The sequence below is a fragment of the Micromonospora sp. NPDC057141 genome (genome assembly GCF_042670805.1).
Taxonomy (GTDB): Bacteria; Actinomycetota; Actinomycetes; order Mycobacteriales; family Micromonosporaceae; genus Micromonospora.
This window is the reverse complement of the sequence record NZ_JBHUVA010000018.1, coordinates 1-25,237: the sequence shown is the minus strand read 5'-3', so window position 1 is coordinate 25,237 and position 25,237 is coordinate 1. Positions and strand designations below refer to the sequence as shown.

Here is a 25,237-nt window from a genome sequence, read left to right as displayed (position 1 = left end):
CCGCGACGGGTCAGAAGGCGGTTCAGGCGGCGGCGAGGATCTCGTCGCCGACGGCGGTAAGCTGGTCGGCACCGAGCTCGACGGCCGCCAGGTAGTGCCGCAGCCAGGAGCGCAGCCCGTCGGGGGTGCCGGTGGCGAACGCCCCGGCCGCGCCGACGTACTCGGGTTCCCGCTCGCGGTGGCCGACGTCGACGCCGACGAGCCCCCGGGGGTCGAAACCGGTGGACATCAGGACGAGCCGGGCGGCACCCCGGGCGACGAGCCCGGACGGCCCGGCGAACGGGCGCAGGTTGAGCAGCTCGCCGTGCACGACGGCGGCGAGCACGAGCGGGGGCGCGGTGGTGCCGCCGGCGACCAGCCCGGCCAGGCCGTCGAGCCGGGCGCCGACCACCGGGTCGGCCACCGGCCGCCCCAGCTCATTTTCGGGTACGGCGTCCCGGGCGGCGAGCACGTGCAGCCGGGCGAGGACCTGCCGGGGCGACTTCGGCCAGCGCTCGGCCAGGCCGGGCAGCGCCCCGGCGACCCGCAGCGCCCCCTGGCTCACCGGGTCGGTGACAGTGCCGGCCCGGACGGACTCGCGGTCGTGGGCGTACCCCTCCAGGGCGGCGCTGGCCACGGCGGACCGGAGGCTGACCTCGGCCGCGACCTGGCCGCCGTGCCGGCGCAGCGCGCGGTGCCGCATCGCCTGGTCGACGCGGTCGCGGGCCCGCTCGACGGCGGGGGCGATGTCGGCGAGCGCGAGCAGCGGCGCGAGCGGATCAGCGGTCACGCCGCCACGCTAGCGATCCCGGGGGACGGGCGGTGAGAAGGGGACCCTTCTCTACCGTAGGCGTCAACAAGGGGCCCTTCCTTACAGCTCGGCGCGTGGTGGGGGCCGCTGGGCGCGCGCGGTCTCCGGGAGCTGTCGCGGGCTCCGGTCGGCCCGGCTAACCTCTGCGGGGGTAGGAGACGCAGGTCACGCGAGCGACGAGGGAGTCACGGCATGAGCGAGGCACTGGCCAACTTGCTGAACGAGACGCGGCAGTTTCCGCCGCCGGCCGCGCTCGCCGCGAACGCCAACGTGACCGCCGACGCGTACGCCGAGGCCGCCGCCGACCGGCTGGCCTTCTGGGAGCGGCAGGCCGGGCGGCTGGCCTGGGCGCAGCAGTGGGACCAGGTGCTCGACTGGTCGAACCCGCCGTTCGCGAAGTGGTTCGTCGGCGGCCGGCTGAACGTGGCGTACAACTGCCTGGACCGGCACGTGGAGGCGGGCAACGGCGACCGGGTGGCCATCCACTGGGAGGGCGAGCCGGGCGACACCCGCACCATCACGTACGCCGACCTGCACCGGATGACCTGCCAGGCGGCGAACGCGCTGACCGAGCTGGGCGTGGTGGCCGGCGACCGGGTGGCGATCTACCTGCCGATGGTGCCGGAGGCTGCGGTGGCGATGCTGGCCTGCGCGCGGATCGGCGCGACCCACAGCGTGGTCTTCGGCGGCTTCTCCGCTGACTCGTTGAGCAACCGCATCCAGGACGCCACGGCCAAGGTGGTGATCACCGCCGACGGCGGGTACCGCCGGGGCAAGCCGTCGGCGTTGAAGCCGACCGTGGACGAGGCGGTGGCGAAGTGCCCGTCGGTGGAGCACGTGCTGGTGGTCCGCCGCACCGGTGAGGAGGTCGCCTGGTCGGAGCGGGACCACTGGTGGCACGAGACGGTGGAGACCGCGTCGGCCGAGCACGCCGCGCAGCCGTTCGACGCCGAGCACCCGCTGTTCATCCTGTACACCTCGGGCACGACGGCCCGGCCGAAGGGCATCCTGCACACCACGGGCGGCTACCTGACCCAGGCGGCGTACACGGCGCACGCGGTGTTCGACCTGAAGCCGGAGACGGACGTCTACTGGTGCACCGCCGACATCGGCTGGGTGACGGGGCACTCCTACATCGTGTACGGGCCGCTGGCCAACGGCGCCACCCAGGTCATGTACGAGGGCACCCCGGACACCCCGCACAAGGGCCGGTTCTGGGAGATCGTCGACAGGTACGGGGTGAGCATCCTTTACACCGCCCCGACGCTGATCCGGACGATGATGAAGTGGGGCGACGACATCCCCGCCGGGCACGACCTGTCGTCGCTGCGGTTGCTGGGCAGCGTCGGCGAGCCGATCAACCCCGAGGCGTGGATGTGGTACAGGCAGCACGTCGGCCGGGGCGAGCTGCCGATCGTGGACACCTGGTGGCAGACCGAGACGGGCGCGATCATGATCTCGCCGCTGCCGGGCGTCACGGCGACCAAGCCGGGTTCGGCGATGACCCCGCTGCCGGGCGTGGTGGCCGACGTGGTGGACGACCAGGGCCAGTCGGTGCCGAACGGCGGCGGCGGCTACCTGGTGCTGCGCGAGCCGTGGCCGTCGATGCTGCGCACGATCTGGGGCGACGACAACCGGTTCGTCGAGACGTACTGGTCCCGGTTCGAGGGCATGTACTTCGCCGGGGACGGGGCGAAGAAGGACGACGACGGGCACATCTGGCTGCTGGGCCGGGTCGACGACGTGATGCTGGTGTCGGGCCACAACATCTCCACCACGGAGGTGGAGTCGGCGCTGGTGTCGCATCCGTCGGTGGCGGAGGCGGCGGTGGTGGGGGCGACCGACCCGACGACGGGGCAGGCGATCGTGGCGTTCGCCATCCCGCGCGGCTCGGTCGACACGGCGGGCGAGGCGGGCGAGAAGCTGATCTCCGACCTGCGCAACCACGTGGCGCGGACGCTCGGCCCGATCGCCAAGCCGCGGCAGATCATGCTGGTGCCGGAGCTGCCGAAGACCCGCTCCGGCAAGATCATGCGCCGGCTGCTGCGGGACGTCGCGGAGAACCGGTCGCTGGGCGACGTCACGACCCTCCAGGACTCCTCGGTGATGGAGCTGATCTCCTCGGGGATGGGCGGCGGCAAGTCCGACGAGGACTGACCGCAGGCGTGACGGTGGGATCTCGGTCGGTCGGTTGAGGGGTACCGGCTGAACGGACACAGGGGACGCCGCCCTCTGTCGGAAGGGTTCTTTCTCCTTTAGGTTCAGCCGCACCGGTCGGTTCGACGGGCGTCTCTGCCATGCGCCGGCCGGCTCCTCGCCCATGCCCGAGAAACGGAGCGGCATGCACATGATTCCGCAACGACGGTCACGCCGACGCCTACTCGTCGCGCTGCCCGCCATCGCCCTCGCGGCCTCGTCACTGACCGTGACGGGGACCGCGTCGGCCGAGACGTCCGGCCCGGCCTTCGCCACGATCGGGGCGGACGAGCACTACATCAACTACGCCGAGCCCGAGGTGCAGCCGGACACCGCCGGCAAGGAGGTCAAGGGCGCCGACGGCGTGTACACCACGGCGGCGGACGAGGCCCGGGCGTACGACCGCAAGTACGCCGGCGGCAACCCGACGACCGCGAAGCAGCTGGCGAAGCTGGAGGCCCAGTCGATCCGTTCCGGGAAGAGCCCCCGGCGGATCAAGCAGGCCCCGAGCACCCAGACGGCGAAGCTGCTCACGCTGCTGGTGGAGTTCAACGACCAGGCCAACGACGACTTCACCGGCACGATGGTGCCGAACACGGTCTTCGAGGACCGGACGTGCGTCCCCGGCACGGTGCAGAACGGGCCCAGGCACAACAACATCCCGGACCCGGCGAGCCTGCCGCACGAGGACAACAACTCGATGTGGGTGCCGGACTTCTCGCCGTCCCACTACAACAAGATGCTCTACACGAAGAAGGGCATCACCGAGCGGGTCCGCAAGGACCTGAAGGGCCCGGACGGCAAGAAGGGCATCAGCCTCGCCGGCCGGACCATGCACAACATGTACCTGGAGATGTCCAAGGGCGCGTACACGGTCGACGGGCAGGCCAGCCCGTGGATCACGGTGCCGCACTCGGAGGGCTGGTACGCGGCGTCGCGCTGCTTCCAGGACGAGAACGGCGACTGGGTCGCCGGGCGTGAGCAGGCCATGAACGGCCACCCGGACAACCCGGCCGGGGCGGGCCGGCTCGCCACGGACGCGATCGACACGCTGGCCGCCATGGACCCGAGCTTCCCGTGGGCCGACTACGACATCGAGGACCAGAGCGACCGCGACGGCGACGGCAACCTCTTCGAGCCCGACGGCGTGATCGACCACCTGGTGCTGGTGCACGCCGGCCAGGGCAAGTCCCGCGGCGGCGGTGCCGAGGGCGTGTACGCGGTCTGGGCGCACTCCTCGACCGTTCCGGGCGGCTACACCATCCCCGGCACGCAGCTGAGGGTGTCGAACTACATCGTGCAGCCGGAGGACGCCGGCGTCGGCGTCTTCGCGCACGAGTACGGCCACGACCTCGGCCTGCCGGACCTCTACGACACGTCCGGCAACGCCGACTCCGACGTGGACTTCTGGGACCTGATGTCCTCCGGCTCGCACAGCGGCGAGATCTTCCAGGCGCTGCCCACCCACATGGGCATCTGGGACAAGTGGGTGCTCGGCTGGGCCGACCCGGTGACGATCGCCCCCGGCTCCGACCCGCGCACCATCCGGCTCGGGCAGTCCTCCCGCACGCCGGTCGGCACCGCCGACGGCATCAAGGTCGACCTGCCGGACAAGGTGATCACCCTGGCCACCCCGCACAGCGGGGCGAACATGTGGCACAGCGGCGCCGACCAGAACTGGGCGGACGTCAAGCTGAGCCGCGAGGTGAGCGTCCCGTCGGCCGCCGACGCGAAGTTCTGGATGTGGAACGACTACGTCATCGAGGAGGACTGGGACTACGGTTTCGTCGAGCTCTCCACCGACGGCGGGGCCACCTGGTCCGAGCAGAAGGTCTACGACTCCTCGGGCACCGTGGTCACCACGCCGGACAACTACGCCGACCCGAACGGCCGGATGGCGGACTTCGGCGGCAAGAAGTACGGCCTGACCGGCGCCACCGGCGGCTGGCGGCACGACTACGTCGACCTGTCGGCGTACGCGGGGCAGACCGTGCAGCTGCGGCTGCGGCAGGCCACCGACGAGGCGTTCCTGGAGCGCGGCTGGTTCGCCGACGACTTCTCGGTCACCGGCGGCGGCGCCACCACCTGGAGCGACGACGTCGAGGGCGGCGCGAACGGCTGGACCGCCACCGGCGGCAGCTTCGCCGACACCACCGGCGGGGGCTGGAAGGCCAACTCCGGCACCGAGGTCCGGGCGCACTACTACCTGGCCGAGTGGCGCAACTTCGACGGCTTCGACAAGGGCCTGAAGTACGCGTACGACACGGTGTACTCGCACGAGGCGTGGAAGGTCGACCGGATCTCGTACAACGCCCCGGGCATGCTGGTCTGGTACCGCGACACGGCGCTGGGCGACGTCAACCACGTCACCGGCCAGCTGACCGCCCTGCCGAGCTACGGCGCCAAGGGTGGCCTGCTGATCGTCGACTCGCACTTCGACCCGTACCGGCGGCAGGGCACGGCGGCCGAGAAGGACCCGTCGGTGCTGGACAACCTGCCCAGCCGGCCCCAGTCGTCGAACGCGGCGTTCGGGCTGAAGAAGACGTACTCCTTCAAGGAGTGCCTGGAGGCGGCGGACGAGCCGTACAGCGAGTACTGCACGAGCTTCCCGGCGCAGCCGGCGGTGCCGCAGTTCACCGACGCCAAGGGCTGGTACCCGGGCATCGAGATGCGGGACGGCTCGCCGTACGCCCGGGACAACGACGCCTCCGTGGTGCTGCCGTCGCGCGGCAACGCGCAGTACACCACCCGGGTGGTCAACCCGGACGGCACCCCGGCGCCCTCGTTCTACGGGGTCACCCTGGGTGGCGGGGCGATCGTCCTGGGCACCGGCAACCCCGGTGACGCGGGTGTGGGCTACGGGGTCTCGCTGACGGTGAAGCGGGCCACGTGGGACAACTCCATCGCCACGGTGAAGGTGACCGCGGCGACCCCCTGACGATGGGCGGCAACTGATCGGAAGATCAGCGAAGGGCCGGTGGCGACGACGCCACCGGCCCTTCCGTATTTGTCGGACTGCGCCCATCGAATCTCGTCTCTGCAATTCGCCGTGGGGCGTCCCCGCTGCTCAGCCGGCCGACGGGGGCGCTCAGTGTGACGGTGAAAAGCGTTCTCAACAAAAGTTTGTAACAAATCGACGCATGCATCTTCCCAGCTGTCCCGGGAGACTCTATGTTCACCATTGGTCCCACAGTCGGGACGACTCACCGGCCCCTACCCCCGTTGGGCCGGTTCCCTCACACCGGAGGTACCACGTGCGGAAAGTCGCAGTGGGTCTGCTCGGGCTTTCGTTGACGGCGACGGGTCTGGTGGTCGCCACGACCGCCAACGCGGCGACGACCGCGAAGCTCCCGGCGGCCGCCCCGTCGGCCGCCCCGTCGGCCGCCGAGAAGGCCCCAGCGGATCACGATCTGCCGGACAAGTTCGAGGACAAGCGCCGCGCGCTTCGTCAGGAGGGCCTCAGCGAGGTCCTCTCCGGCCGGGCCAAGGCCCAGAAGATCAACGGCAGCACCGTCGTCAAGGTCGGCGAGACCGCCGGCGGCGCGGCGTCCGCGGCCGGCGCGCGCAGCGCCAAGAAGGGCCAGAAGGACCAGTACGTCGAGCTGGCCCGGGAGCGCACCGACAAGATCTTCGTGATCCTCGCCGAGTTCGGCGACGAGCGGGACCCCGCCTACCCGGACAAGGACATGAACCCGGCCGTCGCCGGGCCGTCCCGGTTCGACGGGCCGCTGCACAACGAGATCCCCGCCCCGAACCGGGCCGTGGACAACTCGACCGTGTGGCAGGCTGACTACAGCGCGGACTACTTCCGCAAGCTGTACTTCGGCACCGGGCAGGGCGACGAGTCGCTCAAGCAGTACTACGAGGCCCAGTCGTCCGGGCGCTACAGCGTCGACGGCCAGGTCAGCGACTGGGTGAAGGTCAAGTACAACGCTGCCCGCTACGGCCGCTCCAACGACCCGATCGCGGACGAGGACACCGACAACCCGGCCAACGACCCGGCGGTCTGCGCGTCCAACGTGTGCCAGAGCACCTGGGACCTGGTCCGCGACGCCGCCAACCAGTGGGTCGCCGACCAGAAGGCCAAGGGCCGCACCGACGCCCAGATCAAGGCCGACATGCAGTCCTACGACCAGTGGGACCGGTTCGACTACGACGGCGACGGCGACTTCAACGAGTCCGACGGCTACATCGACCACTTCCAGATCGTCCACTCCGGCGGCGACCAGGCCGACGGCGACCCGTACCAGGGTGAGGACGCCATCTGGAGCCACCGCTGGTCGGCGTACAACACCTCGCGCACCGGCCCGGCGAACTTCCCGATCGGCGGCACCCAGATCGGCAACACCGGCGTCTGGATCCGCGACTACACGATCCAGCCGGAGAACGGCGGCCGGAGCGTCTTCTACCACGAGTACGGCCACGACCTCGGCCTGCCGGACGACTACAACGTCCAGAGTGGTGGCGACAACAACAACGAGCACTGGACCCTGATGGCCCAGAGCCGGCTCGGCGCCAAGAACGACGGCGGCATCGGCGAGCGCGGCGGCGACCTCGGCGCCTGGAACAAGCTCCAGCTCGGCTGGCTCGACTACGAGGTGGTCAAGGCCGGCCAGAAGAAGACCCTGGAGCTCGGCCCGCAGGAATACAACACGGCCAAGGCACAGGCCGCCGTGGTGGTCCTCCCGCAGCGGGAGTACACCTTCGACTACGGCGCGCCGTTCGAGGGCGGCAAGCAGTTCTTCTCCGGCAACGACGACGACCTGGACAACACCCTGACCAGGGCGATCGACCTGACCGGGAAGACGTCGGCGGCGCTGTCGCTCAAGGGCCGGTTCGACATCGAGTCCGGATACGACTACCTCTTCTTCGAGGCGTCGGCCGACGGCGGGGCCAGCTGGGACGCGCTGCCCGGCACCGTCGACGGCAAGCCGGTCCCGCCGGTGTCCAACACCGACCCGACGCCGGGGCTCAGCGGCAGCAGCGGCGGCGAGTGGACCGACATCAACATCCCGCTCGACGCCCTCACCGGCAAGAGCATCCAGTTCCGCTTCCACTACGTCACCGACGGTGGCGTGGCCGAGGGCGGCTTCTTCGGCGACAACATCACCGTGACCGCCGACGGCCAGACGCTGGCCAGCGACGGCGCCGAGAGCGGCACCGGCGACTGGGCGGCCAAGGGCTGGAGCATCGTCGAGGAGTCCTACACCCGGCTCTTCGACAACTACTACATCGCCGGCCACCGGTCGTACGTCTCGTACGACCAGTACCTCAAGACCGGCCCGTACTACTTCGGCTACGGCAACACCCGCCCGGACTACGTGGACCACTACGCGTACCAGGAGGGCCTGCTGATCTCGTACTGGAACCTGCGGTTCCCGGACAACGACACGTTCGCCCACCCGGGCGAGGGTCGCAACCTGATCATCGACTCGCGTCCGCAGCCTCTCTACAACCTGACCGGCAACCCCTGGCGGGCCCGGGTCCAGGTGTACGACGCGCCGTTCAGCACCAAGAAGGCGGACTCGTTCACGCTGCACATCAACGGCCAGGCCCAGTACGTCCGGGGTCAGGCCGCGCAGCCGCTGTTCGACGACACCAAGCAGTACTGGTACCCGGAGCTGCCGAACCACGGTGTCAAGGTCCCGGCCACCGGCACCAAGATCAAGGTGTTGTCGCAGAGTGGCACCTCGATCAAGGTCCGCTTCTCCTGATCCACCGATCGGCTTGCGCTGATCGACCGCTCCACCGCGATGCCCGGGCAGGTCACCTGCCCGGGCGTCGCCCTTTCTACCCTGGTGTTCCGGGGTCCTAGGCTGGGGCCATGACCGAGCAGCGTGGCGGGGCCGTCGACGAGTCCTGCGTCCTGACCGAGGGGCCGTGGGCGCACCGGTTCGTCGGGGCCAACGGCAGCCGCTTCCACGTCGTCGAGGCCGGCACCGGCCCGATGGTGCTCCTCCTGCACGGCTTCCCCGAGCACTGGTGGGCCTGGCACGACGTGCTGCCGGCCGTCGCCGACGCCGGGTTCCGGGCCGTCGCGGTCGACCTGCGCGGCTACGGGGCCAGCGACAAGCCACCCCGGGGGTACGACGGCTACACCCTCGCCGCCGACGTCGCCGGCCTGGTCCGGGGCCTCGGTGAACGCTCCGCCACCGTGGTCGGCGCCGGGGCCGGCGGCCTGATCGGCTGGACCGCCGCCTCGTTCCACCCGTCACTGGTCCGTCGGCTCGTCGTGCTCGGCGCGCCCCACCCCCTGCGGCTACGGGCCGCGATCTTCGCCGACCCGCGGGGCCAGTTCGCCGCCGCCACACCGGCCCTGAAGTTCCAGCTTCCCCGGTACGAGCACGTGCTCACCCGCGACGACGCGGCGGCCGTCGAGGAGATGCTGCGTCGCTGGGGCGGCCCCCGGTGGGTCGGCGGCCCCGACTTCGACGCGTACGCCCGGCGCTGCCGGGAGGCGATGCGGATCCCGCAGGCCGCATTCTGCGCCCTGGAGGGCTACCGCTGGGCGTTCCGCTCGGTGCTGCGGCTGCACGGCTACCGGTTCGTGCGGCTGATGCAGAAGCCCCTGGTCACCCCGACGCTCCAACTGCACGGGGCGTTGGACGTCGCGTCCCTGCCGCGCACCGCCCAGGGCTCCGGCCGGTACGTGACGGCCCCCTACGAGTGGCGGCTGCTGGACGGCGTGGGGCACTTCCCGCACGTCGAGGCGCGGGACGTGGTGCTCGGCGAGATTCTGCGCTGGGCGAAGTCCTGACAGTTGCGGCCGGCCCACGGCGCCGGCCGCCGGACGGGTGCCCGGCGCCGGCCGCCGGACGGGTCAGAGCCGCTGTTCGCGCAGGTCGGCGACCGCGCCGGCCGGGGCCCAGCCCTGGTAGACCCCGAAGTCGAAGACCTCGAGCCCCATCGCCTGCGCCACCGGCCACCGGCCACCCGTGTACTCGACCCGTAGCCAGCCGTCGTGCTCGGCGAGGACGATGAACGGCTGGCCCTGCCACGTGCAGGTGGTCCGCACGTACGCCAACTCCTCCACCTCAGCCGCCGGCAGCACCCGGACGTAGCGGCCGGGGCGGATCTCCTCGAACCCGTCGCCGGGCTCGGGCTGGTAGAGCCGCACGTCGTCGCCGTCGGGGCTGGCCTGGTATTCCCGGCCCTGCCAACGGGCCACGTAGCCGTCGCGCATCAGCCGTCACCGACCCGACGCCACAGCAGCGCGTCCGTGTCCAGGGTCGCGACCACCCGTTCGGTGCCGCCCGCGCCGATCCGCCACAGCTGCGCGCCGTGCGGCAGTCGGGCGCTGTCCACCTTGAACTCGGCCACCACGTCGCTGCTGTCCCCCGGCGCGAAGCCGTTGCCCCGGAACGGCGGACGCTCGATCACCCACCCCTCCATGGCCCGCATGGCACCCTCGTTCTGCCCGCCGTACGGGATGCGGTAGAGGCTCGGCCGGTGCGCGGGCCAGCGCAGGACGTAGATCTCCTCCGCGTCCCGCGCGAACGGCGAGCCCGGGTGGCCCAGGCCGAGCGCGTCGTGCAGCTGGGCCGGGGTGTTCAGGTGGGCCAGTTCGCTGGCCCGGTGCACGAAGCCGGAGACCCGGTCGTAGCCGCGCTCCAGGTAGTAGGAGAGCTGGCTGGGGGCGACCGCCTTCTGCATCACCACCGGCCGGTTCGGGTCGACCGGCGGCGGGACCTGTCGGGACGCGCCGGTCGACACGCCGGTCGCCGGCCGCGGCTCCGGCTCGCTCTCGACGTCGTCGCCGAGCCCCACGTCGGCGGCCCAGTTCGCCAGCGCGACGATCTGCTCCCCGGGCAGTTTCGCGCCCACCGGGGTGTTCGGGTTCACCGCGAACGACCAGGCGTCGTCCGGCCAGCGGCGGATCAGCTGGGCGAACTTGACCGACACGGTCTCCACCGCATCCTCGACGTGGTCGGCCATCCGCTCCGGGGAGGTGTAGACCACCACGTACCGCTCGCCGTCCAGCCGCTCGGTCCGCCAGACGAAGCCCGGCTCGCCGGGCCGGCTGCCGTCGGCCGAGTCCGGCGCCGTCGGAAGCAGCACCCGGGCCAGCAGCAAGGTGGAGAGGAAGGTGTCGGTGCTGCCGGTGCCGGCGGCGGCGAGCAGGTCCTCCTCGACATCGTTGGCCGGCTGGAACTCCGGGGCGGGCGACGCGGCCGGATCCGGGGCCTGCTCCAGCGCCAGGCCCGGCTCCGGCGCCTGCCCCGGATCCGCATCGACGACGGCGCCGCCGGCCGACGGGTCGGTCGCGGGCCGCGTCGACGGGGTGAACAGGGACACCGTCGCCTCCGGGTCGGCGGTGCCGACGGGCGGGGCGGGGGCTGCGGAGCCGGCCAGGGTGATGGGCACGGTCACCGGGTCGGCGGGCCCGGCGGCGGACGGGTCGACCCCGACCGGGTCGGGGACCGGCCCGGGCGTAACGATCGGGTCCAGTGAGACCGTCGCGTCCACTGGAACCGTCGCGTCCGGCCGAACCGTCGCGTCCGCCGGAGTGACCGGGTGCGGCGGAGTGACCGGGTGCGGCGGAACCGGCGGAGCCGGCGGAATGACCGGATCCGGCGGGGTTGCCGGTTCCGAGGCGGGTAGATCCCGCGCCTCGATGATCGTGCCCTCGATGACGATCGGCGAGAAGGACTGGCGGGGGGCGGGCGGCCCGGAGACCGGCTCGGCGATCGAGACGGGCAACTCCTCGACCAGTTCCTCGACCGATGCGGGGTCGGGACGCTCCGGCAGGATCCGGGTGGGCTCCTCGTCGGCCACCCCGGGCCGGGGACGCGGAAACGCCTGCTCGGTCCCCGGCCCGGAGCCCCGACGCGGCAGTCCCTCCGCCACCCCGGCACCGGCCGTGCCGAAGGGACGGGTCGGCTCGTCCGCGCCCACGCCACCTGCCTGGCCGAAGAGTCCAGCCGTCGCACCGCCGGCCGCCGCGAAGGGACGGGTCGGCTCGTCGCCGGGCGGCACGGCCCGGAAGGCCCTGGTCGGCTCCTCCGCCGGCACCGTCCGGGGCAGCACGACGGGCGGCACGACGCCGCCGGGACGCAGGAGACGGGTCGGCTCGTCGTGGGCCGAGGCGGAGCCGTGCGCCTCGGCCGGCGCCGCCCCGGCCGGCGTGACCGGCACCGTCGGCGGCTCCGGGGCGGGGGCCGGGGCGGGGGCGGGACGGAAGGCCTGGGTCGGCTGCTCGGCGAGCGGGTCCGTCGCGGGACGCCGCCGGGGGAAGGGCTGGCCACCGCCGGCGAAGCCCCGGGTCTGCGGGGCCGGCCGCTCGGCGGGGCGGCGGGGTTCGCCGAGCACCCGGGCCGCGCGGCTGCGACCGGACGCCGGCTCGAAGAAGGAGGTGGGCTGGGGGGGCGGCCCCGGCGGGGCGGCGGATGGGGTGTTGCCGATCGCCGCCGCCTCGCCCGGCGGGGCTTCCACGGGCGGCCTCCGCCGGGGGACGTTCAGCCACGCCGAGCCGCCCGGCGTCGACTCGCCGTCGGTCGCACCGACGGGGGCGGGGGCGGCGGGGGCGGCACCGGCGTCGCGGGCGCGACCACCTGCCGGTCCGTCCGGGTGCGGCAGGGCCGAGGGCTCGTCGGCCCCCGGCGGCCGGGGCGGGGCCGTCGGCGACGCGGTGAGCCGGGTGGTGGGCGTACCGGCGTCGGCGGGCCCGGTGGTCGGGGTGCCCGGCAGCGGGCCCACGGTCACCGGGCCGGGCGCGGGCGACACCGGCCCGTCCCGGCCGGGGACCACCGCGGTGGCCCGGGCCTTCGCGGCGGACTCGACGCGGTCCAGGCGGGCGCGGGCGCCGAGGGTGCGGCCCGGCAGCCGCACATCGCCCCTGGAGAGCTGGGAGACGAACCAGGCGGGCAGGTAGCCCTCGATCGGCAGCCCCGGGTTGACCGCCAGCCACCATTCGTGGTTGGGCCAGTCGCCGGCGAGGTCGGCGTACGCGCTGCGGCGGCTGGGCGCGGGGCTGCCGCCGAGGCAGGCCCGCAGCGCGGCGGGCGAGGTGAAGGCCAGCACGTGCGTCCGGCCGCCGGTGGTCCAGGTGCCCCACCCCATCGGGACCTGCCCGGCCAGCGCCTCTGCGGAGACCGGCAGCAGCAGGTCGCTGCGGGCCAGGATCCGGAAGTAGAGCTCCTGGTCGTTGGCACGGAGGGCGTCCCGCATCGCCGCTTCGGCCTCGGTAGCCGGCTCCCAGTCGGTCACGGCCACCTCTCCTCCCGCCACCAGGCCATAGGCATCGCGTACAACCTACAAGGTGGTAACAAGATCACAATGGCTGGCCGGGGACGCCCCGCCGGACAATCCGGAAGCGGATAACATCCGGTTTCGAAGCCGACACGATACGGAGGCACGATGCCCCGGCCCACCGCGCGTCCGGCCCTCGCCGCAGCGGCCGCGGCCCTGCTGACCGTGCTTCCCGCCACCCCGGCGCAGGCGGCCGGCGCGCATCGCGCGGACCCCGGCTGCGCCGCCCCGCCGGCCCCGGCCCGACCGGTCGCGGCCACCCCGTGGCCGCAGCAGCGGTACGCCCCGCAGCGGCTCGCCGCGCTGGCCAGCGGGGCCGGCGTCACCGTCGGAGTGATCGACTCGGGCGTGGACCGCCGGCACCCGCAGCTGGTCGGGCGGGTCAGCGCCGGGACCGACTTCCTCGACCCGGGCGGCGACGGCAGCAGCGACTGCGCCGGGCACGGCACCGGTGTGGCGAGCATCATCGCGGCCGAGCCCCGCCCCGGCGTCGCGTTCCAGGGGCTCGCGCCGGGCGCCCGCATCCTGCCGGTACGCGTCAGCGAACAGCAGGTGGTCGAGGGGCGCGAGTCGGGGCGTACGGTCAGCGCCGTCGACTTCGCCCGGGCGATCCGCTGGGCGGTCGACCACGAGGCCGACGTGCTGAACCTCTCCGTCGTGCTGTACACCGACAACCCGGCCGTCCGGTCGGCGGTCGGCTACGCGGTCGAGCGGGACGTGGTCGTGGTGGCCGCCGCCGGCAACCTGCACGACAGCGGCGATCCGCGGCCGTACCCGGCCGCGTACGACGGGGTGCTGGGGGTGGGTGCGATCGGCTCCGACGGCCGGCGGGCCGATTTCTCCCAGACCGGCCCGTACGTCGACCTGGTCGCCCCGGGCGGCGAGGTGCTGATGGCCACCCCCGGGCAGGGCCACCGCCAAGCCGAGGGCACCAGCTACGCGGCCCCGTTCGTGGCGGCCACCGCCGCCCTCGTCCGGCAGTATCGGCCGGAGTTGACGGCTGCGCAGGTGACGCGGCAGATCCTCGCCACGGTCGACCCCGCGCCCGGGAACGGCTCCGGCGGCGGGTACGGCGCGGGCGTGCTCAACCCGTACCGGGCGGTCACCGAGACCGGGGCGGGCCCGGTGGGACCGGCTCGCCGAGCCGTGGCCCTCGCGGCGGGCGAGGTCGACCCGGCGCTGGTCGCCCGCCAGGCCCGTCGGGCGGCGGCCCGGGACCGGGCGGTGGTCGTCGCAGCCGTCGCCGGGGCGGCAGTGGCGAGCGCCGTGCTGCTGGCGGTGGTGCTGCCCCGAGGCGGTCGCCGCCGCTGGCGCCCGGCGGCCTGACCACCTGCGCCGCCCAAGGCGCGCTCAGCGTGCACGGGCGCACCGTTCGCGGGCGCTGCCGCTCAGCCATTTCGCGAAGGCGCGCTCAGCGTGCACGCGCGCACCCCGGCGGCGGCGCCCGGCGTTGCCGCCCGACGCCGCCGTGCCTGGCTCACCGGAACAGGCGGTGGCCGCTCACTGGAACAGGTTGACGTTCCGCTTCTCGGTGTCGAGGTAGTCGGACGCGGAGTCGTCGACCGCCAGCTTGATGTCGCGCAGCATCGCCTGGAGGTCCTGCGAGGCGGAGCGCCACCGGGCCTGCCGCTGCTCGTACGCCTGCCGGGCCTCGCCGTCCCAGCTCGCCACCAGCGGGGCGGCGTCGCGTTCGAGCTGGCCGAGCTGGCTGTCCAGCGTGTTCAACGCCCGCTGGATGTCGGCGCCCGCCTGCTGCAACGCGGCGAAGTTGACGACCAGAACCCCATGGTCCATCGGATGATCCCCTTTCCGGGAGGTGCTACAGCGGCAGCTGGATGCCGCGGTTGGTGCCGGCGACCCGGCTGGCGGCCTCGTTGTCGGACACGTCGTACTGCTGGCCGGTGGTGCGGATGGCGGTGGCGGTCTCCCGCAGCGCCCGCTGCAATGCCGCCTGGTCCTGCGACCACTGCCGCTTCACCTGCTCGAACGAGCGCCCGCCGGCACCCCGCCAGGCCTGCTGCAACACCTCCAGCTCGGCCAGCAGGCTGGTCAGCATGGACTGCAGGGACTGGTCCACCTGCTCGAACTTCGCGGCGGTCTGCTGCATCACCGCGGCTTCTGCCTGGGTCTGGGACACTCCGGACGTCACCTCGTCTCCTCGATCGTGGCTGGCCGTCGGACGCGCCCGCGGCGGACGCGCCGCCCGCCTGTCCCGGCGGCAGCGCCGGGGCGGGAGGAGGTCGGCCAACTCGTCGCTGACGGTAGCGGCCCAATGGCGGTTCTGCTACCCCGCCCTGTTCCCCTGTGGACAACCGCGGTTCCCACGATGTCGGGGTGGAACCATACGATGACGCTGCGGAACCGACCGCAGCCACACCCCGGGCCACGGCGGCGTTCCCGGGCGAGCGTTGAGGAGGCGCGGTGACGGCCGACACGACCACGGCCCCGGCCCGGCCGGCGCACCGACAGCCGCTGCCACCACAGTGGATCCCCACCACCACCACCGCCTGGGGGTCGGCCGGGGTACGGGTCGGTCAGGTGGTTGCCACGCAGGCGGCGGTGGCACTGGTCGCCGCCGGGATCGGCCGCGGCGCGGCCGTGACCGTGGCCGCCGTCGCGGTGGCCGCGCCGCTGCTGGCCGGCACCTGGGTGCGGGTGCGGGGGCGCTGGTTGTTCTCCTGGCTCGGCGTCGCCGGCGGCCACCTGTCCCGCCGGCGCGCCCTGACGTCGACCACCGACCCGGGCGCGCTGCTGGGGCTGCTCGATCCCGGTGCGGTGATCCGCGCGGCGGAGCTGGCCGGCGGCCCGGCGGCGGTGGTCGACGACGCCGAGGGCCTGACCGCCGTGCTGGAGGTCGGCGACCCGGGCGACCTGCTCGGCGACGGGCCCCGGGCGCTGCCCGCGCCGTCGACGCTGCTGCCCCCGGTCTCCCCGGAGCTGCCCCCGGTCCGGCTCCAGCTGCTGATCAGCGGCTCTCCCGCGCCGGCCGCCACGGCCGGGGGGAGCACGGTGGCGACGTCGTACCGGCAGCTCACCGACGGGCAGCTGGCCGGGCGCGACTCGGTGCTGCTGGCGGTGCGGGTCCTGCGGGTGGACGGGTGGACCGACGAGGACCTGCGGGTCGCCCTCTCGGGGGTGGTCCGGCGGATCGTGCGCCGGCTGGGGCCCGTGACCGCCCGTCCGCTGGGCGAGCACGCCGCGCCACGCGTACTCACCGAACTGGCCCACCACGACGGCGGCGGGCCGGTGCTGGAAGCCTGGCCGACCGTGCGGACCGGGGCGCTGTTCCAGACCACCTTCCGGGTGCGGCGCGGGCCGGACCCGGGGACCGACGCGGGGCGGCGGCTGGTGCCCCGACTGCTCACCCTGCCGGCCGCCGCGACCACGGTCTCGCTCTGCGTGGGGCCACGCGCCGGTGCCGGCGGCGTGACCGTGCCGGCCGAGCTGACCGTACGACTGGCCGCCTGGACCCCGGCCGAGCTGGCGGCGGCGGCGCAGGCGTTGCGGCGACTGGCCGACGGCGCCGGCGCGGAGCTCGACCGGCTCGACGGCCAGCAGCTTCCCGCGTTGGCGGGCACGCTGCCCCTCGCCCTCGCCGTCCCCGGCGCGACGGCCGACCCGGCGGTCCTCGACGAGCTGGAGCTGCCGGTCGGTGACGCGGGGCTGATGGTCGGCGCGAACCGGCGCGGGGCGGCGGTGACGATCCGGCTGTTCCGGCCGGAGGGCACCCGGTTGATGCTGGTCGGCGGGGTGCGCGCCGCCCAACTGCTGGCCCTGCGGGCGCTGGCGCTGGGCGCCCGGGTGGCGGTCCAGACGACCCGGCCCCGGGCCTGGGAGCCCTTCGTCCGGGGCGTCGCCACGCCCGACGGGCCGATTCCGGTGCTGCCGCCGGGCCGCGCGGTGGGTGGAGCGGCCGGTTCGCCGCTGCGTCCGCTGCTGCTGGTGGTGGACGCGGGCCCGGTGCCGGCCGACGCCGATCCCGGGCCGGCCTGGCGGTCCACCCTGGTGGTCCGGGACGGCCTCACCGCGTCCGACGTCGACCAGTTGGGCCGGGCCGACCTGGTCGTGCTGCAACCGTTGCGTCCCGCCGAGGCCGCGTTGGCCGGGGTCGCGCTCGGCCTCGGCGGCTCGGCCGAGTGGCTGACCCGCATCCGGGAGGACATGGTGGCGGTGGTGAACCGCCGGGCGCTGCGTTGGGCGCTGCTGTCGCCGACCCCCATCGAGTCGCAGCTGATCGGCCGCCCTGGTCGGGGTTGACGCAGCCGGGCCGGGGCTGACGGCACCGGGCCGGTCGGCGGGTTCCGCCGGTGGCGGGTCCGTGGCACGATCCGTGACCATGGGTTTCCTGAAGGGTCTTCTGATCCGGCTGGGCAGCACGGCGGTGGCCTTCTGGCTGGCCACCCTGCTCATCCCGGGCATCACGCTCGACACGGGTTCGGCCACCGAGGCGGTCACCGCGCTGCTCCTCGTCGCGGTCATCTTCGGGGTCGTCAACGCCGTGCTCCAGCCGATCGTCAAGACCGTCGGTTGCGGTTTCTACCTGCTGACCCTGGGGCTGATCGCGCTCGTGGTCAACGGCCTGCTCTTCCTGCTGACGAGCTGGATCGCGGGCGAGGCCGGGCTGCCGTTCCACGTGGACGGCTTCTGGCCGGAGGCGGTGCTCGGCGCCCTGTTCGTCGGCGTCGTGACCTGGCTGCTCGGCGCGGTCCTCGACCGCGACTGAGACCGCCCCGCTGCGATCGGCGATCGGCGCGGGGTGGGCGGAGACACGGCGCGCGTCACGGGGCGGGCGCGCTAGCGTCGCAGGGTGTTCACCATGACCCGCGACGACGGCCACCAGCTCAGCACCGATCCGGCCCGGCTCGACCTCGACCTCGTGCACCACTGGCTCTCCACCGACGCGTACTGGGCGCTGGGGCGGGACCGGGAGACCTTCGGGCGGGCGTTCGCCGGCTCGCTGCCGTACGGCGTCTACCGCCCCGGTGACGGCCGGCAGGTGGCGGTGGCCCGGGTGGTGACCGACGGCGCGACGTTCGCCTGGCTCTGCGACGTCTACGTGGACCGGTCGGCCCGGGGACGCGGGCTGGGCACCTGGCTGGCCGGTGCGGTCCGCGACCACCTGGCCACGCTGGGCGTACGCCGGATCGTGCTGGCCACCTTCGACGCGCACGGGGTATACGCGAAGGTCGGCTTCGCCCCGGTCGACCCCGGCCGCTGGATGGAGTACGACGGGCGGGGGCAGGGGTGAGCCCGCTCCGCCTCGGCTACCTCTACGGCCTCGGCGCGTACCTGCTCTGGGGCTTCTTCCCGCTCTACCTCAGGGCGCTGCGGCCGACCGGCCCGCTGGAGATCCTGGCGCTCCGGATCGTCTGGTCGGTGCTCTTCGTCGCGCTGCTGCTCGCCGCGCTGCGCAACGTGGGCTTCCTGCGTGCGCTGGCGCGCCGGCCCCGGACGCTGGCCGGCGTCGCCGTGGCCGCCGCGCTCATCGCGGTCAACTGGGGCACCTACATCTACGGCGTGAACTCCGCACGGGTGGTGGAGACCGCCCTCGGCTACTTCATCACCCCGCTGGTGTCGGTGCTGCTCGGGGTGACCGTGCTGCGGGAGCGGCTGCGCCCCGGGCAGTGGCTGGCGCTGGGCATCGGCACGGCGGCGGTGGCCGTGCTCACCGTCGACCACGGCCGGCTGCCCTGGCTCGCGCTCACCCTGGCCGTCAGCTTCGCCGCGTACGGGCTGGTGAAGAAGCGGCTCGGGCTGCCGGCGGCGGAAGGGCTGTTCGTGGAGTCGGCGATGCTCGCCCTGCCCGCCCTCGGCTACCTCGGCTGGCTCGCCGCCGCCGGCGGCCTGACCTTCGGCCACGTCTCGGCCGGGCACACCGCGCTGCTGGTGTTGGCCGGCGCGGCCACGGCGATCCCGCTGCTGCTCTTCGCCGGTGCCGCGAACCGGCTGCCGCTGACAGCGCTGGGCATGCTCCAGTACCTCGCCCCGATCCTCCAGCTCGGCTGCGGGGTGCTGATCTTCCACGAGCCGATGCCCCCGGCCCGGCTCGCCGGCTTCGCCCTGGTCTGGCTGGCCCTGCTAACTTTCACCGCCGACGCCCTCCACCACCCCCACCACCCCCACGCCCCCGCGCCCCCCGAACCTCCCGCCGATCTTGCAGTTACGGCCCCCGTTTCACGGCATTGATCCCCGTTCGCTGGGGCCGCAACTGCAAGATCGCGGAGGCTAGCGGGCGTCGTAGGCGAGGACCGGGGTGCCGTCGGCCCTCAACAGCTCCAGGCGGACCAGCTCGCCGTCGGTGAAGTGGGTGGTGGCGGTCAGCTTCAGCTCGTCGCCGGGGGCGGCAAGCCAGGAGCCGATCTGCTCCGTCGCGCCGTCCGGGCCGTGCGCCACCAGCCGGAAGGTGTACGCCTCGCGGTGCCCGGCCCGCCGGTCGTACCCGCAGCGCATGGTGACCTCGGTGCCCCACGGCGTGCCGGTCAGCCCCACCTCGGCGTGCACCGGTACCGTGCCGGCGATCGGCCTCATGGCCGCCAGCGCGACCTGCGGGGTGGGCGTAGGCGTGACCTCGACGGGCGGCCGGAGGGTGGCCGCGCCGAAGCCGGCGAGCAGCGCCAGTACGGCGGCGGCCAGCGCGGTCAGGCCGTACCGTCGGCGGGCGGCCGACCGCTCGCGGCGCCGGCGGCGCCGGGCGGCGTCGAGCAGCGTGGGCACCCGGGATATCTCGGCGGGCGGCTCCAGGAACTGCTCCAGCCCGGCCGGGTCGAGCCGGCCGAGCAGGCCGGGCAGCACGGCGATCTCGGCCACCGCGTCCCGGCAGGAGGCGCAGCCGCCGAGGTGCCGCTCGTAGGCGGCCCGGTCGGCGGGGGCGAGCGCGCCCAGCACGTACGCCCCGTCGTCGTGCGCGAACTCGCAGCGGGTCACCCCGTCACCCCCATCTCGGCCAGCGCCAACCGCAGTGAGCGCAGCGCGTAGTGGGTGCGGGACTTGACCGTGCCCGGCGGTACGCCCAGCCGGACCGCCGCCTCGGCCACCGAACGCCCCTGGTAGAAGCACTCGATCAGCACCTCGCGGTGGGTCGGGCTGAGCCGGTTCAGCGCCTCGGCGACCGTCCACGCCTCCACCGCGCGCTCCGCCTCGTCGATCGTCTCCGGGGGTTCCGGCAGTTCGTCGGTGTAGATCTCGCCGACCCGTGTGGAGCGCCGCCGCCACGCGTCGATGGCCAGGTTCCGGGCGGTGGTGAACAGCCACGCCCGCACCGATCCGCGCGTCGGGTCGAGTGACTCCGGGTGCCGCCAGGCCCGCAGCAGCGTCTCCTGCACCAGGTCCTCGGCCCGGGTACGGTCGCCGTTGACCAGCCGCAGGGCGTGCGCGTAGAGCGCGTCGGCATGCTCGTCATGCAGCGCGCGCAGCAGTTGGGCGTCGTGGTCGCTGATGACGACCTCCTCGCTGTCGCCGGAGTCCAGCGGCTCCCGCTGTCGAACGCGTCCAGCGGTGCGTTCGCCCGACAGTACGTACGGTGCCGCCGAACGGTTCATCCGCAGGTCGGCGGGGAGGTCATCCGCAGGTCGGCGAGGCGGTGCCGGCACAGGTGTTCACACCCGGTTCATGTTCGGGCCGACCCGCGCTCACCACGCCCTCCTAGCGTCCGCCGGGTACGCACGTCGGAGGGTCGACCCCGGCGTGCACCGACTTCCTTGGAGGCACCTCCCGATGAGCGACCGACCCCGGCTGCTCCCCCTGCTTGGCGCCACCCGCCACGGCAGCCGTGACGCCATGACCTGTCTCTACCGGTGCGGCAACGCCTGTGACCACCCGGTGCCCAACACCTCCGCCAACCCGTACCTCGGCGACATCGTGGACGCCGAGGTGTCCCGGCGCGGCGTGGTCCGGGCCGGCGCGGTCGGGGCGCTCGTCCTCGGCTTCGGCGGCGCGGCCGCCGGGGCGCTGGCCGGCGCCGGCGCCGCGTCCGCCGCGCCGGCCGCCCCGGTCGTGCCGGTGGCCGCCGGGTTCGGCCGCCCCTCCGGCGGCGTGGGCAACGGCGCGCTGACCTTCCGGCCGATCCCGCCGAACAAGCTCGACACCCTGGTCGTGCCCAACGGGTACGACCACAGTGTGGTGATCCGCTGGGGCGACCCGGTCGTGCCGGGCGCGCCGGAGTTCGACCTGCACGCGCAGACCGCCGCGAAGCAGGCCAGGCAGTTCGGCTACAACAACGACTTCGTCGGCGTGCTGCCGCTGGACAAGCGGGGCCGCCGGGCGCTGCTCGTGGTCAACCACGAGTACACCAACGAGGACCTGATGTTCCCCGGCTTCACCAGCCTCGACGCGCTCACCGTCGAGCAGGTGAAGATCGCCATGGCGGCGCACGGCATGTCCGTGGTCGAGCTGGAGCGGGTCGACGGCACGGGACAGTGGCGGCCGGTCGAGGGCGGCCGGCGGCCGTACAACCGGCGGGTCACCGCGCTGGCCACGAAGTTCGAGCTGACCGGCCCGGCCGCCGGCTCGGCGTGGCTGCGTACCGCCGCCGACCCGAAGGGCCGGACGGTGGTCGGCACGCTGAACAACTGCGCCGGCGGCGTCACCCCGTGGGGCACGGTGCTCTCCGGCGAGGAGAACTTCAACCAGTACTTCGTCGGCGGCGACGCCGCACCGGAGGAGCTGAAGCCGAAGCTGGCCCGGTACGGCATCAACACCACCGAGCGGTACCCGAGCGGCAACCGCAAGTGGGACCGCGCCGACGAGCGCTTCGACCTGGCGAAGAACCCGAACGAGGCGCACCGTTTCGGGTGGATCGTCGAGATCGACCCGTTCGACCCGGAGAGCCGGCCGCGCAAGCACACGGCGCTGGGCCGGTTCAAGCACGAGGGCGCGAACGTCATCGTCGCCCGCAGCCGCCAGGTCGTGGCGTACATGGGCGACGACGAGCGGTTCGACTACCTCTACAAGTTCGTCTCGGACAAGAAGTTCATGGCCGGCGACTCGTGGGTGGCCCGCAAGAACAACCTGACCCTGCTGGAGTCGGGCACCCTGTATGTGGCGCAGCTCGAGGGCAACTCGGCGGCCGAGATCGACGGCTCCGGCAAGCTCCCCGCCGACGGGGCGTTCAACGGCCGGGGTCGCTGGATCAAGCTGGTCAGCGGCAACCGCTCGTACGTCGACGGGATGACCGCCACGGACGTGCTCACCTTCACCCGGCTCGCCGGCGACAAGGTCGGCGCGACCAAGATGGACCGCCCGGAGGACGTCGAGGCGAGCCTGCTGACCGGCAAGGTGTACGTGGCGCTGACCAACAACACCGACCGCGGCAAGGCGGGCAAGGCCCCGGCCGACGAGGCCAACCCGCGCAACCTCAACAAGCACGGCCAGGTCCTGGAGCTGGTCGAGGACGGCAACGACAACGCCGCCGAGACGTTCGCCTGGTCGCTGCCGATCGTCTGCGGTGACCCGACCGACCCGTCGACCCACTTCGCCGGGTACGACAAGGCGAAGGTCTCCCCGATCTCCTGCCCGGACAACGTCGCCTTCGACGCCACCGGCAACCTCTGGATCTCCACCGACGGCAACGCGCTGGGCAGCAATGACGGCCTGTTCGCCACCGCCGTCGAGGGCCCGGAGCGGGGGCACCTGAAGCAGTTCATGACGGTGCCGCTGGGCGCGGAGACCTGCGGCCCGTTCATCACCGGCGACAACCGCTCGGTGTTCGTGGCGGTGCAGCACCCGGGTGAGATCACCGGGGCGACCGTGGAGAACCCGGCCTCGACCTGGCCGGACGGCGACTACGCCAAGCCCGGCGTGGTGGTCACCTGGCGGTTGGACGGCGGCCCGATCGGCAGCTGAGTCCGCTGGGCGTCGCGGCGGGCCCTCTCCCCACCAGGGAGGGGGCCCGTCCCCGTCTCAGCTCTCGGCGGCTGCGGCGTCGGCGATGGCCCGGGCGGCGGTGAGCAGCTTGGCCCGGACCACCCGGGCGGAGGTCATCATCTCGCTGGCCGGCAGCGCGCAGGCCAGCACCATCCGCCGTTCCATGTCCTTGTCGGGGACGACCAGCACGGCGGCGCACGCCACCCCCTGCCGGAACTGCCCGAGCTCGAGCTGCATGCCCCGGCGGTCGCCGGCCGCCACGTCCGCCTCGAACGCCTCGGGGCTGGTGAGGGTGGCGTTGGTGAACGGGCGCATGCCGTATTCCCGCAGGTAGCGGAAGCGCTGCTCGGCGGTGAGGGTGGCCAGCAGGGCCTTGCCGAGCGCGGTCGCGTGCGCCCCCTCGTCGAACCCGGGGACCATGTCCTCCAGGTGCGGGGAGCGGTGCCCCTCGGCCACGGCGGTGACGGCCACCTGGCCGCCGACGAAGCGCCCCAGGTAGTGGCTGTAGCCGGTGTCCAGGGCGGCGCGGCGCAGGCACTCGCCGACCGCCGCGGGCCCGCGGAACGCGGTGACCAGCTCGCGGTAGCGGTCGGCGATCTCCAGCCCCACGATGTACGTGCCGTCCTCCCGGCGGATCACGTAGCCCTCGTAGGCCAGCGTGCGGACCAGATGGTAGGTGGTGGCCACGGTCAGCTCGCAGCGCCGCGCGATCTGCTTGACGGTCAGCCCCTTCGGGGCGCGACCGACCGATTCGAGCACGCGTAGCGCGCGGGACACACTTCGGATGAGATCCGAAGGTTCCGCCAAGGGGTCGCGCACAACCACCTCCGCCGCCGGGGACTTACACCATATGAAATCCAGGCGTCCGGCGAAATGCCTGTTCGGGTCGACGCTGCCAGATCATCCTAAACGGTCAGTGCGTCGAACGACACGGTGAGTTGTCCGAGGCGGGCTCGCGTAGGCCGCAGAGCCCGCCCCGGGACGGGCCGGTGGTCAGCCGGTGCGGTCGGCGATGTAGTCGCAGAGGGACTCCAGCGCCCGGCGGGACGGGGTCTCCGGCAGCAGGGCGAGCTGCCCCCGCGCGTCCTCGGCGTAGCTGCGGACGGTCTCCCGGGCACGCTTGAGCGCCGGCGACTCGCGGAGCAGGCCGAGCGCCTCGGCGTGCAGGTCCTCGTCGACGAGCGGGCCGGTGGCCAGGATCTCCCGCAGCCGCACCGAGGCGGCGTCGGCGTCGTCCGAGGCGAGTGCGTAGAGCACCGGCAGGGTCGGCACTCCCTCGCGCAGGTCCGTGCCGGGGGTCTTGCCCGACTGCACCGACTCGCTGGCGATGTCGAGCAGGTCGTCGGAGAGCTGGAAGGCGACGCCGATCGTCTCGCCGTACCCCGCCAGGGCCTCGGTGTGCGCGGCGGACGCCCCGGCGAACAGGCCGCCGAAGCGGGCCGAGGTGGCGATCAGCGAGCCGGTCTTCTCGGCGATCACGCCCAGGTAGTGGGCGACCGGGTCCTGCCCCTCCCGGGGGCCGACCGTCTCGGCGATCTGGCCGTGCACCAGCCGGGCGAACGTGCGCGCCTGCAACCGCACCGCCTCCGGGCCCAGGTCGGCCGAGAGGTCCGCGGCGCGGGCGAAGAGGTAGTCGCCGACCAGGATCGCCACCGAGTTGGTCCAGCGGGAGTTGGCGCTCGGGGCACCACGCCGCACGGCGGCCTCGTCCATGACGTCGTCGTGGTAGAGCGTCGCCAGGTGGGTGAGCTCCATCACGACGGCGGCGGAGACGACCCGCGGGTCGGCCGGATCGCCGAACTGGGCACCCAGCGCGACCAGCAGCGGGCGGAACCGCTTCCCGCCGGCCTCCACGAGGTGCCGGGAGGCCTCGGTCACCAGCGGGTCGGCGCTGGTGACAGTGGCCCGCAGCTCCGCCTCGACGGACTCCAACAGGCCCAGCACGGACGCCTCGACGCGGGCATCGGCCAGGTGCAGGCCGAGCGCGCCGAACTGACCCGTGCTCTCCCGACCCCGCCGAGCGGAGCCGGTGGCACCTGAACGCTCGCCAGCCGGATTCACCACGCTATCCACCATGCCACACCCGTTCGACCTGCTCCGGGGCGGGGATGCGGCGACGGGGCCGGCACGCTGTCGCGTACC

Annotated in this window: 19 protein-coding genes; 10 read left to right on the top strand and 9 right to left on the bottom strand. The window is 73.5% G+C overall.

The features are described from left to right. Positions 1–22: 22 nt before the first annotated feature. On the bottom strand, positions 23–769 hold the full coding sequence (locus ACFT41_RS13040; protein ID WP_377580778.1) for an oxidoreductase: 747 nt from the start codon (positions 767–769) through the stop codon (positions 23–25). 213 nt (positions 770–982) lie between these two features. On the opposite strand from ACFT41_RS13040, the gene acs reads away from it, so the two are divergent. The 4 genes from acs (at position 983) to ACFT41_RS13020 (ending at position 9,743) form a co-directional block, all read left to right on the top strand. Continuing rightward, on the top strand, positions 983–2,947 hold the full coding sequence (acs, locus tag ACFT41_RS13035) for an acetate--CoA ligase (protein ID WP_377580780.1): 1,965 nt from the start codon (positions 983–985) through the stop codon (positions 2,945–2,947). Positions 2,948–3,131: 184 nt separating this feature from the next. Then, positions 3,132–5,924, top strand: a complete 2,793-nt coding sequence (locus ACFT41_RS13030; protein ID WP_377580782.1) for an immune inhibitor A domain-containing protein — start codon at positions 3,132–3,134, stop codon at positions 5,922–5,924. Positions 5,925–6,255: 331 nt separating this feature from the next. Next, on the top strand, positions 6,256–8,700 hold the full coding sequence (locus ACFT41_RS13025; RefSeq protein WP_377581015.1) for an immune inhibitor A domain-containing protein: 2,445 nt from the start codon (positions 6,256–6,258) through the stop codon (positions 8,698–8,700). Positions 8,701–8,810: 110 nt separating this feature from the next. Continuing rightward, positions 8,811–9,743, top strand: a complete 933-nt coding sequence (locus ACFT41_RS13020) for an alpha/beta fold hydrolase (RefSeq protein WP_377580784.1) — start codon at positions 8,811–8,813, stop codon at positions 9,741–9,743. A gap of 63 nt (positions 9,744–9,806) precedes the next feature. Here the strand turns inward: ACFT41_RS13020 and ACFT41_RS13015 are convergent, their stop codons facing one another. Both ACFT41_RS13015 and ACFT41_RS13010 read right to left on the bottom strand, forming a co-directional pair. Beyond that, the gene (locus ACFT41_RS13015; protein WP_377581017.1) at positions 9,807–10,172 is read right to left on the bottom strand and encodes a hypothetical protein; all 366 of its coding nucleotides are present in this window, start codon (positions 10,170–10,172) and stop codon (positions 9,807–9,809) included. Beyond that, positions 10,169–13,192: an SseB family protein gene (locus tag ACFT41_RS13010; RefSeq protein ID WP_377580786.1), complete on the bottom strand. Its 3,024-nt coding sequence runs from the start codon at positions 13,190–13,192 to the stop codon at positions 10,169–10,171. Before ACFT41_RS13010 ends, ACFT41_RS13015 begins: the two co-directional genes overlap by 4 nt. A 150-nt stretch (positions 13,193–13,342) precedes the next feature. On the opposite strand from ACFT41_RS13010, the gene mycP reads away from it, so the two are divergent. Further along, a complete protein-coding gene (gene mycP, locus ACFT41_RS13005) occupies positions 13,343–14,560 on the top strand; it encodes a type VII secretion-associated serine protease mycosin (RefSeq protein WP_377580788.1) in 1,218 nt (405 codons plus the stop codon). A 174-nt stretch (positions 14,561–14,734) separates the two neighbouring features. On the opposite strand, the gene ACFT41_RS13000 is transcribed toward mycP, so the two are convergent. Continuing rightward, positions 14,735–15,028, bottom strand: a complete 294-nt coding sequence (locus ACFT41_RS13000) for a WXG100 family type VII secretion target (protein WP_007074147.1) — start codon at positions 15,026–15,028, stop codon at positions 14,735–14,737. Positions 15,029–15,053: 25 nt separating this feature from the next. Then, complete coding sequence (locus ACFT41_RS12995) at positions 15,054–15,371, bottom strand: WXG100 family type VII secretion target (protein WP_377581020.1); 318 nt, start codon at positions 15,369–15,371, stop codon at positions 15,054–15,056. 284 nt (positions 15,372–15,655) lie between these two features. Between ACFT41_RS12995 and eccE the strand changes: the two genes are divergently transcribed. The 4 genes from eccE (at position 15,656) to rarD (ending at position 19,420) form a co-directional block, all read left to right on the top strand. Beyond that, positions 15,656–17,491 carry a type VII secretion protein EccE gene (gene eccE / locus ACFT41_RS12990; RefSeq protein WP_377580790.1) on the top strand — a complete coding sequence of 612 codons (1,836 nt, stop codon included), beginning with the start codon at positions 15,656–15,658 and terminating at the stop codon, positions 17,489–17,491. Between the two features lie 79 nt (positions 17,492–17,570). Continuing rightward, the gene (locus ACFT41_RS12985) at positions 17,571–17,957 is read left to right on the top strand and encodes a phage holin family protein (protein ID WP_377580792.1); all 387 of its coding nucleotides are present in this window, start codon (positions 17,571–17,573) and stop codon (positions 17,955–17,957) included. An 84-nt stretch (positions 17,958–18,041) separates the two neighbouring features. Further along, complete coding sequence (locus ACFT41_RS12980; protein WP_377580794.1) at positions 18,042–18,482, top strand: GNAT family N-acetyltransferase; 441 nt, start codon at positions 18,042–18,044, stop codon at positions 18,480–18,482. Then, the gene (gene rarD, locus ACFT41_RS12975; RefSeq protein WP_377580796.1) at positions 18,479–19,420 is read left to right on the top strand and encodes an EamA family transporter RarD; all 942 of its coding nucleotides are present in this window, start codon (positions 18,479–18,481) and stop codon (positions 19,418–19,420) included. Before ACFT41_RS12980 ends, rarD begins: the two co-directional genes overlap by 4 nt. A 39-nt stretch (positions 19,421–19,459) precedes the next feature. Here rarD and ACFT41_RS12970 read toward each other — a convergent pair whose 3' ends face one another. Continuing rightward, the gene (locus ACFT41_RS12970) at positions 19,460–20,158 is read right to left on the bottom strand and encodes an anti-sigma factor family protein (protein ID WP_377580798.1); all 699 of its coding nucleotides are present in this window, start codon (positions 20,156–20,158) and stop codon (positions 19,460–19,462) included. Next, positions 20,155–20,772 carry a sigma-70 family RNA polymerase sigma factor gene (locus ACFT41_RS12965; RefSeq protein ID WP_377580800.1) on the bottom strand — a complete coding sequence of 206 codons (618 nt, stop codon included), beginning with the start codon at positions 20,770–20,772 and terminating at the stop codon, positions 20,155–20,157. The genes ACFT41_RS12970 and ACFT41_RS12965 overlap by 4 nt, the downstream gene beginning before the upstream one ends. 175 nt (positions 20,773–20,947) lie before the next feature. Between ACFT41_RS12965 and ACFT41_RS12960 the strand changes: the two genes are divergently transcribed. After that, on the top strand, positions 20,948–23,074 hold the full coding sequence (locus ACFT41_RS12960) for a PhoX family protein (RefSeq protein ID WP_377580802.1): 2,127 nt from the start codon (positions 20,948–20,950) through the stop codon (positions 23,072–23,074). Positions 23,075–23,131: 57 nt separating this feature from the next. Here ACFT41_RS12960 and ACFT41_RS12955 read toward each other — a convergent pair whose 3' ends face one another. Together ACFT41_RS12955 and ACFT41_RS12950 are read right to left on the bottom strand one after the other, a co-directional pair. Continuing rightward, complete coding sequence (locus tag ACFT41_RS12955; RefSeq protein ID WP_377580804.1) at positions 23,132–23,914, bottom strand: IclR family transcriptional regulator; 783 nt, start codon at positions 23,912–23,914, stop codon at positions 23,132–23,134. 174 nt (positions 23,915–24,088) lie between these two features. Next, positions 24,089–25,171, bottom strand: a complete 1,083-nt coding sequence (locus tag ACFT41_RS12950; RefSeq protein ID WP_377580806.1) for a polyprenyl synthetase family protein — start codon at positions 25,169–25,171, stop codon at positions 24,089–24,091. Between the last annotated feature and the right edge of the window lie 66 nt (positions 25,172–25,237).